Source organism: Type-C symbiont of Plautia stali, from assembly GCF_059730935.1.
In genome coordinates, this window is the sequence record NZ_AP035923.1 from 2,220,404 (window position 1) to 2,235,710 (window position 15,307).

Consider the following 15,307-nt stretch of genomic DNA (forward strand, 5'->3'; position numbering starts at 1 on the left):
GTTGTTACCCCTTAATTCTTACGAAACATTTTCAGCATGCGCTGGGTGACGGTGAAACCACCGAAGATATTGATGCTGGCAATCAGGACGGCGATAAACGCCAGGAAGGTGACCCAGCCGCCATGGCCCATCTGCAGCACCGCGCCCACCACAATAATGCCGGAGATGGCGTTGGTGACGGACATTAACGGTGTATGCAGCGCGTGACTGACGTTCCACACCACGTAATACCCGACGACGCAGGCAAGCGCGAACACGGTAAAGTGCGACAGGAATTCCGCCGGCGCGACGTTGGCCAGGCAGCCGAACAGCACTACCGCGAGCGCCAGCAGCAGATACTTGCGCCACGGCGCAGCGGACTTCTCTGCCGCTTTCACCTGCGGCTGTGCGGCAGGTTTTGCGGCCTGTGGCGCAGCAGAGACCTGAATCGGTGGCGCAGGCCAGGTCACTTCTCCGTCACGAATTACCGTGACGCCGCGCACCACGACATCGTCAAAATCAACTACGATCTCGCCGTTTTTCTCTTTACACAGCAGCTTCAGCAGGTTCACCAGGTTGGTGCCGTACAGCTGCGAGGACTGCGTTGGCAGCCGGCTCGGCAGATCGGTGTAGCCGATGATTTTGACGCCGTTGTCGCTCAGCGTGACGCGGTCGGCGACGGTCAGATCGCAGTTACCGCCGGTGGCTGCCGCCAGATCAACAATCACGCTGCCCGGCTTCATGCTGGCCACCATCTCTGCGGTGATCAGCTTCGGTGCCGGCTTGCCCGGGATTAGCGCGGTGGTGACGATAATGTCCACTTCCTGCGCCTGCGCCGCGAACAGCGCCATCTCCGCCTTGATAAAGGCTTCGGACATCACTTTGGCGTAACCGTCGCCGCTGCCCGCTTCCTCTTCAAAGTCGAGTTCCAGGAACTCGGCGCCCATACTCTGCACCTGCTCCTTCACTTCCGGACGGGTATCGAAGGCGCGCACGATGGCACCGAGGCTGCCCGCCGCGCCAATCGCCGCCAGACCGGCCACGCCAGCCCCGATGACCATCACTTTTGCCGGTGGCACTTTACCGGCGGCGGTGATTTGCCCGGTGAAGAAGCGGCCAAACTCATGGGCTGCTTCGACAATGGCCCGGTAACCGGCGATGTTCGCCATCGAGCTGAGCGCATCCAGCGACTGCGCGCGCGAAATACGCGGTACGGAATCCATCGCCATTACGGTGATGTTGCGTGCGGCTAATTTCTCCAGCAGCGCCGGGTTCTGCGCTGGCCAGATAAAGCTCACCAGCGTGCTGCCCGCGCGCATCAGGGCGATCTCGTTGTCGTCTGGCGCGTTCACCTTCAGCACGATGTCGGACTGCCAGACATCCTGCGGATGACTGATGCTGGCACCGGCGGCGATAAAACTGTCATCATCAAAGCTGGCGCGCATCCCGGCGCCCTGCTCAACGGTGACGCTGAATCCCAGCTTAATGAGCTGCTCAACGGTCTTTGGCGTCGCTGCGACGCGGGACTCATTGGCTAACCGCTCTTTGGGTATCCCAATTAACATACTGTTTCCTTTCCATGATTAAAGGATGAGGTTCTGTAAGGGGCACATGCTTAAAAGCCGAAACGCTGTTTCAGCTTTTTATGAGCGAAATGCACTATGTAACAAAGTCTTTATAACCTACTGAAAATGCCCAGGACGATCTAGCGCCATAACGCACACTTATGACATTCACACAGATATTCAGATGCCAGCGATGAATACCGCGGGATGCGACCAGGTTTGCGGCATTATGGAAAATAATCTGCTGTGCCTAATCGTGTCATGACGAATTAACTGTTTTTAAAAACCTATATTTAACAATGCGTTAACTATTCTGGTACTAAGCGATACCGGTTAAAGCGGTAAGCTGACCAAAAAAAAGCCATAACAGCGAAAGATGACAGGCCGATGAATAAAATGCTGGGATTGTCAATGTTATGCGCATAAATTGGCTGAGACAGACCGATTATTACATGCAATAATCAGCGGCTAATCTGTTATACATCAAGAGTCCAGCACGTTTTCGTACTCAATTTGCGTAAGGCGAAGGATCATTTTTATGAAGCTGAAGAACACCATTCTGGCGTCGACCCTGTTATCACTGCTGGCAGCCAATGCGTTTGCTGCCAAAGAGTTAACGCCAGAACAAGCGGCCGCGTTAAAACCATTCGAACGTATTAATATTAGCGGCCGTTTCAATGCAATTGGCGATGCAACAGACGCCGTGTCTAAAGCCGCCGACGCCAAAGGCGCGGACTCTTTCTACGTGCAGGGCATCAACGACAGCAACGGTAACGGTGGCAACTGGCGCGTTACCGCCGATCTGTACAAAGCCAATGCAGCGAAAGTGGAACAAAGCACGCAATACCGGATGTTCAACGGCGTGAAAGAGCTGCCTAAGGCGGAAGCATATCGCCTTGAGCCGTTTGACACCGTCTCCGTCAGCGGCTTCTTCTCCAGCCAGCCGGACGTGAACGAAGCCATCGCCAAAGCGGCGAAAAACAAAGGTGCGGCCTCCTTCTTTATTGTGCGTCAGGTGGATGCTAACAACGGTGGCAACCAGTACGTGACCGCCTACGTGTATAAAGCCGATGCCAAAGCGCGCGTGGTGCAGGATACCTCTGACTCCATTCCGGCTGACTCAGAAGCCGGCAAAGCAGCCCTGGCTGCGGGCGGCGCAGCGGCGAAGAAAGTGGCAATCCCTGGCGTTGCTTCCTCAGATACGCCAAGCACCAGCGTGGGTCGTTTCTTTGAAACCCAAAGCTCTACCGGTCAGCGTTATACTGTGACGCAGCCGGATGGCCGCAGCGTGCAGGAAGTCAATGCGATCACGGCCGCACAGATGCAACCGTTTGACACCATCTCCTTCTCCGATCACTTCGGCACGCCAACCGAGATCTCAGAAGCCGTGGGCAAACGCGCCATCGCCAAAGGCGCGAAGTATTATCACATTACGCGGCAGTGGCAGAACCAGAGCGGCGGCAACCTGACCGTCACCGCTGACCTGTTTAAATAATCCCCGCGCAGGGCGGCGCCCGTCGCCCTGCCGTTTGCATAATCCGTGTGCAAATCTGCATAGTCTTGCATTGCCTTCACCGTTCGCTCTCCGTAAAATCTGCCGCCTGTTTTCAGGGTATTCCGTTTTAAACGGGACTGATTGCCACGTTACACTCTGGCTGAACAACTACTACCCAGCACACTCTGCTGCTCAGGAATGGCGTTTTGGATAAAAAATTAGGTCTTAGCGCGCTCACTGCGCTGGTGCTCAGCTCGATGCTCGGCGCGGGCGTCTTTAGCCTGCCACAAAATATGGCGGCGGTTGCCGGTCCGGCGGCGCTGCTGATCGGCTGGCTGATCACCGGTGTCGGTATCCTCTTTCTGTCGCTGGCGATGTTGCTGCTGACGCGTCTGCGCCCGGAACTGGATGGCGGCATCTTCACCTACGCGCGCGCCGGCTTCGGCGAGCTGACCGGCTTCTGCTCAGCATGGGGTTACTGGCTGTGCGCAGTGATTGCCAACGTCTCGTATCTGGTGATTGTGTTTTCAGCGCTGAGCTTCTTTACCGATACGCCGGATCGCATCGTGTTTGGCGATGGCAACACCTGGCAGGCGATGCTTGGCGCTTCCGTGCTGCTGTGGCTGGTGCACTGGCTGGTGCTGCGCGGCGTACAGACCGCAGCCAGCATCAACCTGCTGGCGACGCTGGGCAAACTGGTGCCGCTGTTGCTGTTCGTGGTACTGGCGCTGCTGGCGTTTAATTACGATCGCTTCCGTTTTGACTTTGACGGCGCGGCGCTCGGCCAGCCGCTGTGGCAGCAGGTCAAACAGACCATGCTGATTACCCTGTGGGTATTTATTGGCGTGGAAGGCGCGGTGGTGGTCTCTGCCCGCGCGCGCCACAAGAAAGATGTCGGGCGCGCCACGCTGCTGGCGGTGCTGGCCGCGCTGCTGGTCTATCTGCTGGTGACGTTGCTGTCGCTTGGCGTGGTGCCGCGTGCGGAACTGGCGCAGATGCGCAATCCGTCAATGGCCGGTCTGATGGAACGGCTGCTCGGTCACTGGGGCGATGCAGTGATTGCGGTTGGCCTGATTATCTCGGTGTGCGGGGCCTATCTCAGCTGGACCATTATGGCGGCGGAAGTCCCGTTCCTCGCCGCGCAGCAGGGCGCGTTTCCGCGCAGCATTGCCCGGCAGAACCGTCATAATGCGCCGGCGGCGTCGCTGTGGCTGACCAACGGTAGCGTGCAGGTGTGCCTGATTCTGATTGCGGTTACCGGCGCGGATTACAACACGCTGCTGACCATCGCCTCAGAAATGATCCTCGTGCCCTATCTGCTGGTCGGTCTGTTTCTGGTGAAAGTGGTGCGCGGTCAGCATAAACCGCTGGCCCTGCTGACGGGCCTCGGTGCCAGCGCCTATGGGCTGTGGCTGCTGTACGCCTCGGGGCCGCTGCATCTGCTGTTGTCGGTGGTGCTTTACGCGCCGGGCCTGCTGCTGTTCCTGTATGCACGACGCGGTGGCCGCGGCGATCAACCGCTGTTTGCGCTGGAGCGCATCGCCATCGTGCTGTTAATTGCCGCCTCACTGCCCGCGCTGTGGCAGCTGACGCGCTAATCAGTGCGGTTGTAACGGAATAGAGACGCACAGCAGATCGTTCTGCTGTGTCAGATTGAGCGGCTTGCGGTATTCCAGATGGATGGCGTCAAGCTGCTCAGCGGACAGCGGATAAGGCAGCTGAATATCGAAGCGGCTGATGTGCTGCTGTTCGGCCAGGGTAATCAGGCGGGCAATGTTAATTTCGTCGCTGACCTGGGTTGAAATGATTTGTAATGCTAATTCTTTCAGATGGTCGTCGCTGGCCTGTAAACTGTGCCCGGACTTGCGCGTCACCATGCCAAAAATTGGCATCACGCCGTAAATGGCATCGACAAAGCTCCAGCGTTTTTTGCAGGAAGCGGAAAGGAAGTCACTGTAGTTGAAGCAGATGCGGTCACTGTATCCGGCTGAAGCCAGCTCTTTATCAGACACCCTCGCACTCCTCCTGTTTTCAGTACGATTCCGAACCTTGCGCCAGAACGCGCCGGTAATAATGGCACATTTCACGGTGTACATACCAGTAAGACAAGGATAATTCGTGCGGTAGCGTAGAGCTCAGGACCAGGAAAAGCTATGCTGCTGACATTCTCAGCCATGACAGAGCATTATGAACAAAATTGTCTATGTGGAAGATGAGCCGGAAGTCGGCGAACTGATTGCGGCTTATCTTGGCCGCCACGATATTGAGGTGCTGGTTGAGACGCGCGGCGATCGCGCGGAAGCGACCATTCTCGCCGCCGACCCGGATCTGGTATTACTGGATATCATGCTGCCGGGCAAAGATGGCATGACGCTGTGCCGCGATTTGCGTGCCCACTGGCAGGGACCGATTGTGTTGCTGACCTCGCTCGACAGCGACATGAACCACATTCTGGCGCTGGAGATGGGCGCCAATGACTATATTCTGAAAACCACGCCGCCGGCGGTGCTACTGGCGCGCCTGCGCCTGCATCTGCGCCAGGCGCACGTGGCCAAACCAGAAGCCGCACCCGCCGTGCAGAGCTCGCAAAAGGTGCTGCGGTTTGGTTCACTCACCATTGATGCGCTCAACCGCCAGGTGATCCTGTTCGATGAACCGATCACCCTTTCGACCGCCGATTTTGATCTGCTGTGGGAGCTGGCGAGCCACGCGGGAGAAATTCTCGACCGTGACGCGTTGCTGAAAACCCTGCGCGGCGTGAGCTATGACGGCATGGATCGCAGCATCGACGTCGCCATTTCACGCCTGCGCAAGAAACTGTACGACAGCGCCACCGAGCCGTTCCGCATCAAAACCATCCGTAACAAAGGCTATCTGTTCGCGCCGCAGGCCTGGGATACCCGCTCCTGATGAGAAAGCTCTTCATTCAGTTCTATCTGCTGCTGTTCGTCTGCTTCCTGGTGATGACGCTGCTGGTGGGTCTGGTGTACAAATTCACCGCCGAGCGCGCCGGACGTCAGTCAATGAACGACCTGATGGCCAGCTCGCTGTTTCTGATGCGCAGCGAACTGCGTGAGATCCCGCCGCGCGACTGGAATAAAACCATCCGCAACCTCGATCTCGATTTATCCTTTGAGCTGCACATCGAACCGATGAGCAAATATCAGCTGGACGAAGCCGACATGAAGCGGCTGCGCGCCGGTGAGATCGTCGCCCTCGACGATCAGTACACCTTCCTGCAGCACATCCCGCGCAGCCACTATGTGCTGTCGGTCGGACCGATCCCTTACCTGTTTTATCTGCACCAGATGCGCATCCTTGATATCGCCCTGCTGGCGTTTATTGGCATGTCGCTGGCGCTGCCGGTGTTCATCTGGCTGCGGCCTCACTGGCAGGAGATGCAGCGGCTGGAGAAAGCGGCTCAGCGCTTTGGTCGCGGCGAGCTTGACGTGCGCACCCATTTTGAAAATACCTCCAGCCTGCACAGCCTTGGCGTGGCGTTTAACCAGATGGCGGACAACATCAATACGCTGGTGGCGAGTAAAAAACAGCTGATTGATGGTATCGCGCACGAGCTGCGCACGCCGCTGGTCCGGTTGCGATACCGGCTGGAGATGAGTGAAAACCTCAGCGCGGCAGAATCCGCGGCGCTGAACCGTGACGTCGGCCAGCTGGAGAGCCTGATTGAGGAGCTGCTGACCTATGCGCGCCTCGACCGGCCGCGCGTTGACCTCAATCTGCAATCTTTCGATCTGGCCCAGTGGCTGCGCGTGCACATCGCTGACGTGCAGACCATGAATCCGCAAACGCACATTACGCTGGATATTCCGCAGCTGGAAAACATTGGCGCGGCAGATACGCGCCTGATGGAGCGCGTGCTGGATAACCTCGTGAATAACGCCCTGCGCTATGCGCAGCAGCGGCTGCGTGTCAGCCTGTGGTTTGACGGCGCCATCGGCAATCTGCAGGTTGAAGATGATGGTCCGGGCATTCCGCCGGATGAACGCCAGCGGGTATTCGAGCCTTTCGTACGGCTCGATCCCAGCCGCGATCGCGCCACCGGCGGCTGCGGCCTCGGTCTGGCGATTGTGCACTCTATTGCGCAGGCGCTGCAGGGCCAGGTCTCGATTGAGAGCAGTCCGCTGGGCGGCGCCTGCGTGCGCTTCTGCTGGCCAGTTGATCTCCCTCTGCGCGACGTGACGCCGCGCTTACCTTCATAAGGAGCTTGTTACATGACTGCAGCTTATCAGGAACTTAGCCGCACTTTTCAGCGCCTGGCGCGTTTTGGCCATCTGGGCGCAATTGCCAGCGTGGATATGCAAACCACCATGCCGTCGGGCGGCAGCCAGGCGCGTGGAGAAGCGATGGCGGAGCTGAGCGTATTTATGCACGAGCTGCTGACCGACAAGCGCCTCGGCGGGCTGTTTGACGCCGCCAGGCAGGAGTCGCTGAACGATGTGGAGCAGGCCAATCTGGGCGAAATGCAGCGCGCGTGGCGCCAGGCAACGCTGCTGCCGGCCTCGCTGGTGGAAGCCAAATCGCTGGCCGGCTCGCGCTGTGAACACGCGTGGCGCAGTCAGCGTCCGGCCAACGACTGGCAGGGCTTCAGCGCTAACCTGAAAGAAGTGGTGAAGCTGAGCCGCGAAGAGGCACAGCTGCGCGCCGATGCGCTCGGCGTATCACGCTACGATGCGCTGCTGGATGTGTTTGAGCCAGGCATGACCAGCGCGCAGCTCGACAGCACCTTTGGCGATCTGAAAAGCTGGCTACCGGATCTGCTGCAAAAAGCGGTAGCCCGCCAGCAGGCAACGCCAATTGCCCAGCCGGTCGGCCCCTTCGCCATCGAATCACAAAAGCAACTCGGCCTGAGCGTGATGGCGACGTTAGGGTTTGATTTTAATCACGGCCGGCTGGACGTGAGCGCGCACCCGTTCTGCGGCGGCGTACCGGAAGATGTGCGTATCACCACACGCTACAACGAAAACGATTTTCTCAGCGCGCTGATGGGCGTGATCCACGAAACCGGCCATGCGCGCTATGAGCAGAATCTGCCACAGCAGTGGCGCGGACAGCCCGTGGCGCTGGCGCGCTCAACCGCGATGCATGAATCGCAGAGCCTGTTTATGGAGATGCAGCTGGGTCGCAGTCACGCCTTCCTGCAGCATATTCATCCCCAGGTGGTGGCGCTGATGGGCGACCAGCCGGCGCTGGAGCGCAACAACTTTATTCGGCTGACCCAGCGCGTGAAACCGGGCTTTATCCGCGTCGATGCCGATGAGCTGAGCTATCCGGCCCATGTGATTTTACGTTACGAAATCGAGCGAGCGCTGATTGAAGGCGAGATTGAAGTCGAGGATATTCCGGCGCTGTGGGATGAAAAAATGCAGCAGTCGCTGGGGATCGATACGCGCGGCAACTACCGCGACGGCTGTATGCAGGATATTCACTGGACCGACGGCGCCTTCGGCTACTTCCCGACCTACACACTGGGCGCGATGTACGCTGCTCAGCTGTTCCAGGCGGTAAAACGCGCCATTCCGCAGGTGGACGAATTGATTCAGCAGGGCGAACTGCAACCGGTGTTTGACTGGCTGCAGCAGAACATCTGGCAGCACGGCAGCCGCTTCCCTACGCAGCAGCTGCTGATCAATGCCACTGGCGAAGCGCTCAATCCACACTATTTCCGTCAGCATCTGGAACAGCGTTATCTCTCTGCCTGATCCGTGCGGCGGCCTGCCCGGCCGCCGTTTTTTGCGCGGAGAGTGATCCGCACTTATCCCCGCCCTGCCCGGTTTTCCTGCTTTGTACAATCCGTTACACGCCGATACCATTCCCTCACTGAAGGCGCGAATTGTTTTACATATAGTGCATTCACCGGCCCCGCAGTGGGCTACACATGAAAAAATAGTTCGAGGGTTTTGCAATGAAAAAATTATTTGCGCTGGTGATCGCCGCTGCTATGGGTCTGTCTTCTGTAGCCTTCGCTGCTGAGACAACAACTGCTGCTCCTGCTGCTGCAACTACCGCTGCACCGGCTAAGCACAAAGCTGTTCACCACAAAAAAGCCGCTGCTCAGAAAGCGCAGGCTGCCAAAAAGCACAAGAAAGTAGAGAAGAAAGCACCAGCGGCTCAGAAAGCGCAGGCGGCTAAAAAGCACCACAAGAAAGCCACCAAACCAGCTGCTCAGAAAGCCCAGGCCGCTAAAAAGCACCACAAGAAAGCCACCAAGCCAGCGGCTCAGAAAGCCCAGGCTGCTAAAAAACACCACAAAGCCACCAAGCCAGCTGCACAGAAAGCTCAGGCGGCTAAAAAGCACCACAAAAAAGTAACCAAACCTGCTGCTCAGAAAGCTCAGGCTGCTAAAAAGCACCACAAAGCGAAAAAAGCTGCTAAATAAGGTTGCCTTGCGCGCCAACACCGCATTAATGATTGAAAACACCCGGTTCTGCCGGGTGTTTATTTACTGGAGTAGCGAAAAATGGTGCGTCGCTATCGCTTCGAAATTATCCTGATTGTCATGATTCTGTGCGGCATTATTGCGGCCAGCTTTTTTATCTAGTCGTTGTAGCGTGCTGATTACTCCAATATTTCTCCCTTTTTTACCGCTCACCGACTATAGTTATCGCTCAAGCGTGATGACCATAACCTCTATTTATTCTCGCCATTGAGAGAACTATGCGCCTGGCTATCCTGTTATTTGTAGGTCTTTTTAGCTTTAACCTCACAGCACATGCCGATGATGAAGACGGCCCCAGCCCGGAAGAGATTAAGACCCTGTTCTTCGGCAAAGATCATCGTAAAGCCATTACCGACGTCAGTGCGGCGCCGTGGGATGCCATTGGTCAGTTAGAGACGGAAAGCGGCAATCTGTGCAGTGCCACGTTGATTTCGGCCCATCTGGCGCTGACGGCCGGACACTGCTTACTGACGCCCCCGGGCAAATTCGACAAGCCGGTCGCGCTGCGCTTCATGGCGGGTGCCAAAGGCTGGCGCTACGAAATTCATGATATTGACGCGCGCGTAGAGCCTTCGCTGGCGCGGCGTCTGCAGGCGGATGGTGAAGGCTGGATCGTGCCGCCAGACGCGGCACCTTACGATTACGGCCTGGTGATTCTGCACAATCCGCCGTCCGGTATCGTGCCGATTCCGTTGTTTGACGGTTCGCGCAGCGATTTAACCGCCGCGCTGAAAACCACCGACCGCAAAGTGACACAGGCCGGTTATCCCGCTGACCATCTGGATACACTCTATTCGCACAGCGATTGCCTGATCACCGGCTGGGCGCAGCGTGCCGTGCTGTCGCACCAGTGCGACACCCTGCCCGGCGACAGCGGCTCTCCGCTGCTGCTGAAGCGCGACGGCGAGTGGCAGCTGATTGCGGTACAGAGCTCGGCGCCGGCACCGGCCGATCGCTATCGCGCCGATAACCGCGCCATCGCCGTTACATCCTTTAAAGACAAGCTGGAAGCGCTGGCGCAATAAGTCAGCTCAGCTGCTCCATCGCCTGCAGAATACGTTTGTCGGAGATGGGATACGGCGTGCCCAGCTGCTGCGCAAAATAACTGATGCGCAGCTCTTCCAGCATCCAGCGGATCGCCTGTACCTCTTCATCGTCCTGACGCTGCGGCGGCAGCTTGTTACGCCAGCTTTGCCACGCCTGCTCTACCGCCTGCACTTTCAGCATCCGCGCCCGATCGCTGTGCGGATCAACCGGCAGCTTCTCCAGCCGGCGCTCAATACCGTGCAGATAGCGCAGTGTGTCGCCCAGCCGCTGATAGCCGTTGCCGGTGACAAAACCGCGATACACCAGGCCGCTCAGCTGCGTTTTGATATCCGCCAGCGCCAGTGCCAGTGTCATGTCCACCCGTCCCTTAAGGAACTTGTTGATGTTGAACACGCTGGTGAGAATCTGCTCGACCTGGCTGGCGATGGTCACCACCGTGTCGTTGAGTTCGGCGCGTACTTTATCGCGCAGCTGCTCGAAGTTTTCCTGCTGCCACGCCGGCCCACCGGCGTCCGCCATCAGCTTATCCACGCCGCAGGCGATACAGTCATCAATCAGCTCCAGCACTTTGCCGTACGGATTGAAATAGAGCCCGAGCTTGGCTTTGTTCGGCAGCTTCTCGTGCAGATACTTGATTGGCGAAGGAATGTTCAGCAGCAGTAACCGCCGCTGGCCGCGCCACATCATCTTCTGCTGCTCGCGTTCACTGTCAAACAGACGAATCGCGACGCTGTCTTTTTCATCCACCAGCGCCGGCCAGGCTTTGACCTGATAGTTGCCGCGCTTCTGCTCATAGTTTTGCGGCAGATCGCCGAAGCTCCACAGGTGTAATCCGCTCTGCTCCAGTCCGTCATCCGCCACCTTGGACAGCGTCTCCTGCACCTTGCCTTTCAGCACCTGCTTCAGCTGATGCAGGTCTTTGCCTTCCTGCAGCTTCCGGTTGTGCTCATCCACCACGCGGAAGGTCATTTTCAGGTGATCGGGCACCTGATCCCACTGCCAGGCGTCGCGCTCAATGGTGACGCCAGACATGCGGCGGAACTCACGCTCCAGCGCATCCAGCAGCGGCTGCTCCAGCGCCGTCACGCGGCCAAGAAAGGCTTCAGCGTAGTTGGGTGCCGGCACAAAGTTGCGTCGCACCGGCTTGGGCAGCGACTTAATCAGCGCGATGATCAGCGCGCGGCGCACGCCGGGGATCTGCCACTCAAAGCCGGCTTCGTCGACCTGGTTGAGCAGCGGCAGCGGGATGTGCACCGTCACGCCATCCGCATCGGCCCCCGGTTCGAACTGGTAGCTGAGCTTCAGTTTCAGGTTGCCCTGATGCCAGAAATTCGGGTAATCCAGCTGGCTGACCTTCTCCGCGCCGTCTTTGATCAGCATCTGCTTATCAAAGCTCAGCAGATCCGGATTGTCCTTACTGGCCTGTTTCCACCAGCTGTCAAAATGCCGCGCTGAGACCACCTCGCTGCCAATGCGGCGATCGTAAAACGCAAACAGCGTCTCGTCATCGACTAAAATGTCGCGCCGCCGCGATTTGTGCTCCAGATCCTCGATTTCACTGCGCAGTTTCAGGTTATTGCGGAAGAAGGCGTGACGCGTCTGCGAGTCGCCTTCCACCAGCGCATGACGGATAAACAGCTCCCGGCTGAGTTGCGGATCGATGCGGCTGTAATTGACCTTACGCGCCTGCACAATCGGCAGCCCGTACAGCGTAACTTTCTCGGTGGCCATGACTGCGCCCTGCGCTTTCTCCCAGTGCGGTTCACTATAGCTACGCTTCAGCAGATGCTGGGCCAGCGGTTCGATCCACTCCGGATCGATGCGCGCCGCAACGCGGCCCCACAGGCGGCTGGTTTCCACCAGTTCCGCCACCACGGTCCATTTAGGCGGCTTCTTAAACAGCCCGGAACCGGGGAAAATAGCGAAACGCGCGTTGCGTGCGCCGGTAAACTCCTGCTTTTCCGCATCTTTCTGACCGATGTGTGACAGTAAACCGGTGAGCAGCGCGCAGTGTACTTCACGGTACGGTGCCGGCTCGCTGTTGAGCGGCATACCCAGTTCCCGCACCACCTGACGCAGCTGGGTATAGATGTCCTGCCATTCGCGCACGCGCAGGTAATTGAGATAATCGCTTTTACACTGGCGGCGGAACTGATTGCCGGACAGCGCTTTCTGCTGTTCCTGCAGGTAGTTCCACAGATTAACAAAGGCGAGAAAGTCTGATTCTTTGTCGGCAAAACGCCGGTGTTTCTCGTCAGATGCCTGCTGTTTCTCCACCGGACGCTCGCGCGGATCCTGAATCGACAGCGCAGCGGCAATAATCATCACTTCGCGCACACAGCCAAATTTCTGCGCTTCCAGCACCATGCGCGCCAGCCGCGGATCGACCGGCAACTGCGCCAGGCTGCGGCCGGACGGCGTCAGTTTGTACGCACCTTCCTCGCTCAGGGTAATCGCGCCGAGCTCCTCCAGCAGGCGCACGCCGTCCTGAATATTGCGCTTATCCGGCGCTTCGACGAACGGGAATGCGGCGATGTCGCCCAGTCCAAGTGCCGTCATCTGCAAAATCACCGACGCCAGGTTGGTACGCAGAATTTCCGGGTCAGTAAACGCCGGGCGGCTGAGGAAATCATCCTCCGAATAGAGGCGAATACAGATCCCTTCCGACACGCGGCCGCAGCGCCCTTTGCGCTGGTTAGCCGACGCCTGCGAGATCGGCTCGATCGGCAGTCGCTGCACTTTGGTGCGGTAGCTGTAACGGCTGATGCGCGCAGTGCCCGGATCGATGACATATTTAATGCCCGGCACGGTGAGCGAGGTCTCGGCGACGTTGGTCGCCAGCACAATGCGGCGGCCGCTGTGCGCCTGGAACACCCGGTTCTGTTCGGCGTTGGACAGGCGCGCATAGAGCGGCAGAATCTCGGTGTGCGGTAAATCGCGCTTCATCAGTGCATCGGCGGTATCGCGAATTTCGCGCTCACCGCTCATGAAGATCAGGATATCGCCGCGCCCTTCGCTGCTCAGTTCGTCAACCGCATCAAAGATTGCCTGCAGCTGATCGCGCTCGGTGTCCTCGGCATCTTCCACCACCGGACGATAGCGTACATCGACCGGATAAGTGCGGCCCGACACCTCGATTACCGGGGCATTATTGAAGTGGCGCGAAAAGCGCTGCGGATCGATGGTCGCGGAGGTGATGATCACTTTCAGATCGGGACGACGCGGCAGCAGTTCGCGCAGGTAACCCAGCAGGAAATCGATGTTCAGACTGCGTTCGTGCGCTTCATCGATGATGATGGTGTCATACTGCAGCAGCAGACGATCCTGCTGAATTTCCGCCAGCAGAATACCGTCGGTCATCAGTTTGACCTGAGTGGTTTCGCTGACCTGATCGTTAAACCGCACCTTGTAACCGACGGTGCCGCCGGGCGTGGTTTCCAGCTCTTCGGCAATGCGGTTCGCCACGGTGCGTGCCGCCAGGCGACGCGGCTGCGTATGCCCAATCAGCCCTTTCACACCGCGCCCGAGCGCCAGACAGATCTTTGGCAGCTGGGTGGTTTTACCTGAGCCGGTCTCACCGGCGACAATCACTACCTGATGATCGCGAATCGCGTCAGCGATGTCCTGCTGCTTCTGGCTGACCGGCAAATTGTCCGGAAACGTAATGCGCGGCGTCGCGGCGGCGCGTTGCGCCACGCGCTGTTCTGCCGCGGCGAACACCGGCTCCAGCTCAGCCATAATTTCCTGCTGCGCAGCGGGATTTTTCACCTTTGCCGCACCGTGCAGACGACGCTGCAGCGCTTTGCGGTCGCGCAGCATCAGGTTATCGAGCCGCGACCAGAGGGGGGCCAGAGGTGACGTAACGGATGATGACATAGTGATGAATTACCTGTTGTTGCAGTGAGCCGGCACTTGCGGCTCGGCGCCGGGCAGAATTTTCCGGCGGATTCAATCGATTAATGCCCGCCATCTTAGCACAGATTGGAACATCTCACCTGACCGGACGTGCCACCTTATTCAATAATTTCGAACATAGGCCTCGAAATATTGCGCTTTTACCTGCCGGACGAACTCCGTAGAGTGTAACGCATTGAGCGGTAAGCCAACCGCGTAACGTACAGGAAAATACCATGAGCAAAGTTTTAGTTCTGAAATCAAGCATCCTTGCCGGTTACTCACAGTCTAACCAGCTGGCAGACTTCTACGCTGATGAAGCCCGCGCCAAAGGCGACGAAGTCACGGTACGCGATCTGGCTGCCCAGCCGATTCCGGTACTGGACGGTGAACTGGTTGGCGCCCTGCGTCCTTCAGACGCGCCGCTGTCGCCACGTCAGCAGGACGCGCTGGCCCTGTCCGATGAACTGATTGCTGAACTGCAGGCGCACGATACCGTGGTTATCGCCGCTCCGATGTACAACTTCAACATTCCTACTCAGCTGAAAAACTACTTTGACCTGATTGCCCGTGCCGGCGTCACCTTCCGCTACACCGAAGCAGGCCCGGAAGGTCTGGTGAAAGGCAAACGTGCGGTGATCCTCTCCAGCCGTGGCGGCATTCACAAAGACACCCCGACTGATCTGCTGACTCCGTACGTGAAACTGTTCCTCGGCTTCATCGGCATCACCGACGTTGACTTCGTGTTCGCCGAAGGCATTGCTTACGGTCCGGAAGTGGCAACCAAAGCCGCCAGCGATGCCAAAGATGCCATCAAACAGATTGTTGCTGCGTAATCATCATTAAAACAATGCTATCTGTCTTGCCGGG

At 58.0% G+C, this 15,307-nt stretch carries 12 protein-coding genes; 9 read left to right on the forward strand and 3 right to left on the reverse strand.

The window, feature by feature from the left end; genetic code table 11:
- Positions 1 to 11: 11 nt before the first annotated feature.
- The gene (gene pntA / locus AC6I7J_RS10405; protein ID WP_498005603.1) at positions 12 to 1,544 is read right to left on the reverse strand and encodes a Re/Si-specific NAD(P)(+) transhydrogenase subunit alpha; all 1,533 of its coding nucleotides are present in this window, start codon (positions 1,542 to 1,544) and stop codon (positions 12 to 14) included.
- 538 nt (positions 1,545 to 2,082) lie between these two features.
- Here pntA and ydgH point away from each other — a divergent pair.
- A complete protein-coding gene (gene ydgH, locus AC6I7J_RS10410; RefSeq protein ID WP_021506110.1) occupies positions 2,083 to 3,039 on the forward strand; it encodes a DUF1471 family protein YdgH in 957 nt (318 codons plus the stop codon).
- A 206-nt stretch (positions 3,040 to 3,245) separates the two neighbouring features.
- Positions 3,246 to 4,637, forward strand: a complete 1,392-nt coding sequence (locus tag AC6I7J_RS10415; protein ID WP_125308773.1) for a basic amino acid/polyamine antiporter — start codon at positions 3,246 to 3,248, stop codon at positions 4,635 to 4,637.
- Here AC6I7J_RS10415 and AC6I7J_RS10420 read toward each other — a convergent pair whose 3' ends face one another.
- Positions 4,638 to 5,051: a hypothetical protein gene (locus tag AC6I7J_RS10420; RefSeq protein ID WP_021506112.1), complete on the reverse strand. Its 414-nt coding sequence runs from the start codon at positions 5,049 to 5,051 to the stop codon at positions 4,638 to 4,640.
- Positions 5,052 to 5,226: 175 nt separating this feature from the next.
- Here AC6I7J_RS10420 and rstA point away from each other — a divergent pair, with 175 nt between their 5' ends.
- The 6 genes from rstA (at position 5,227) to AC6I7J_RS10450 (ending at position 10,521) form a co-directional block, all read left to right on the forward strand.
- Positions 5,227 to 5,949 (forward strand): two-component system response regulator RstA, encoded by a 723-nt coding sequence (rstA, locus tag AC6I7J_RS10425; protein ID WP_021506113.1) that lies wholly within the window; start codon positions 5,227 to 5,229, stop codon positions 5,947 to 5,949.
- The gene (rstB, locus tag AC6I7J_RS10430; protein WP_021506114.1) at positions 5,949 to 7,259 is read left to right on the forward strand and encodes a two-component system sensor histidine kinase RstB; all 1,311 of its coding nucleotides are present in this window, start codon (positions 5,949 to 5,951) and stop codon (positions 7,257 to 7,259) included. The genes rstA and rstB overlap by 1 nt, the downstream gene beginning before the upstream one ends.
- 12 nt (positions 7,260 to 7,271) lie before the next feature.
- On the forward strand, positions 7,272 to 8,759 hold the full coding sequence (locus AC6I7J_RS10435; protein ID WP_498005605.1) for a carboxypeptidase M32: 1,488 nt from the start codon (positions 7,272 to 7,274) through the stop codon (positions 8,757 to 8,759).
- A gap of 203 nt (positions 8,760 to 8,962) precedes the next feature.
- A complete protein-coding gene (gene asr / locus AC6I7J_RS10440; protein ID WP_072209965.1) occupies positions 8,963 to 9,436 on the forward strand; it encodes an acid resistance repetitive basic protein Asr in 474 nt (157 codons plus the stop codon).
- Between the two features lie 81 nt (positions 9,437 to 9,517).
- Positions 9,518 to 9,598 (forward strand): small membrane protein YdgU, encoded by an 81-nt coding sequence (gene ydgU / locus AC6I7J_RS10445; protein ID WP_021506117.1) that lies wholly within the window; start codon positions 9,518 to 9,520, stop codon positions 9,596 to 9,598.
- 116 nt (positions 9,599 to 9,714) lie between these two features.
- Positions 9,715 to 10,521, forward strand: a complete 807-nt coding sequence (locus AC6I7J_RS10450) for a trypsin-like serine peptidase (protein ID WP_021506118.1) — start codon at positions 9,715 to 9,717, stop codon at positions 10,519 to 10,521.
- A gap of 1 nt (position 10,522) precedes the next feature.
- Here AC6I7J_RS10450 and hrpA read toward each other — a convergent pair whose 3' ends face one another.
- Positions 10,523 to 14,419: an ATP-dependent RNA helicase HrpA gene (gene hrpA / locus AC6I7J_RS10455; protein WP_498005607.1), complete on the reverse strand. Its 3,897-nt coding sequence runs from the start codon at positions 14,417 to 14,419 to the stop codon at positions 10,523 to 10,525.
- A gap of 254 nt (positions 14,420 to 14,673) precedes the next feature.
- On the opposite strand from hrpA, the gene azoR reads away from it, so the two are divergent.
- Positions 14,674 to 15,273: an FMN-dependent NADH-azoreductase gene (azoR, locus tag AC6I7J_RS10460; RefSeq protein WP_021506120.1), complete on the forward strand. Its 600-nt coding sequence runs from the start codon at positions 14,674 to 14,676 to the stop codon at positions 15,271 to 15,273.
- Positions 15,274 to 15,307: the final 34 nt, after the last annotated feature.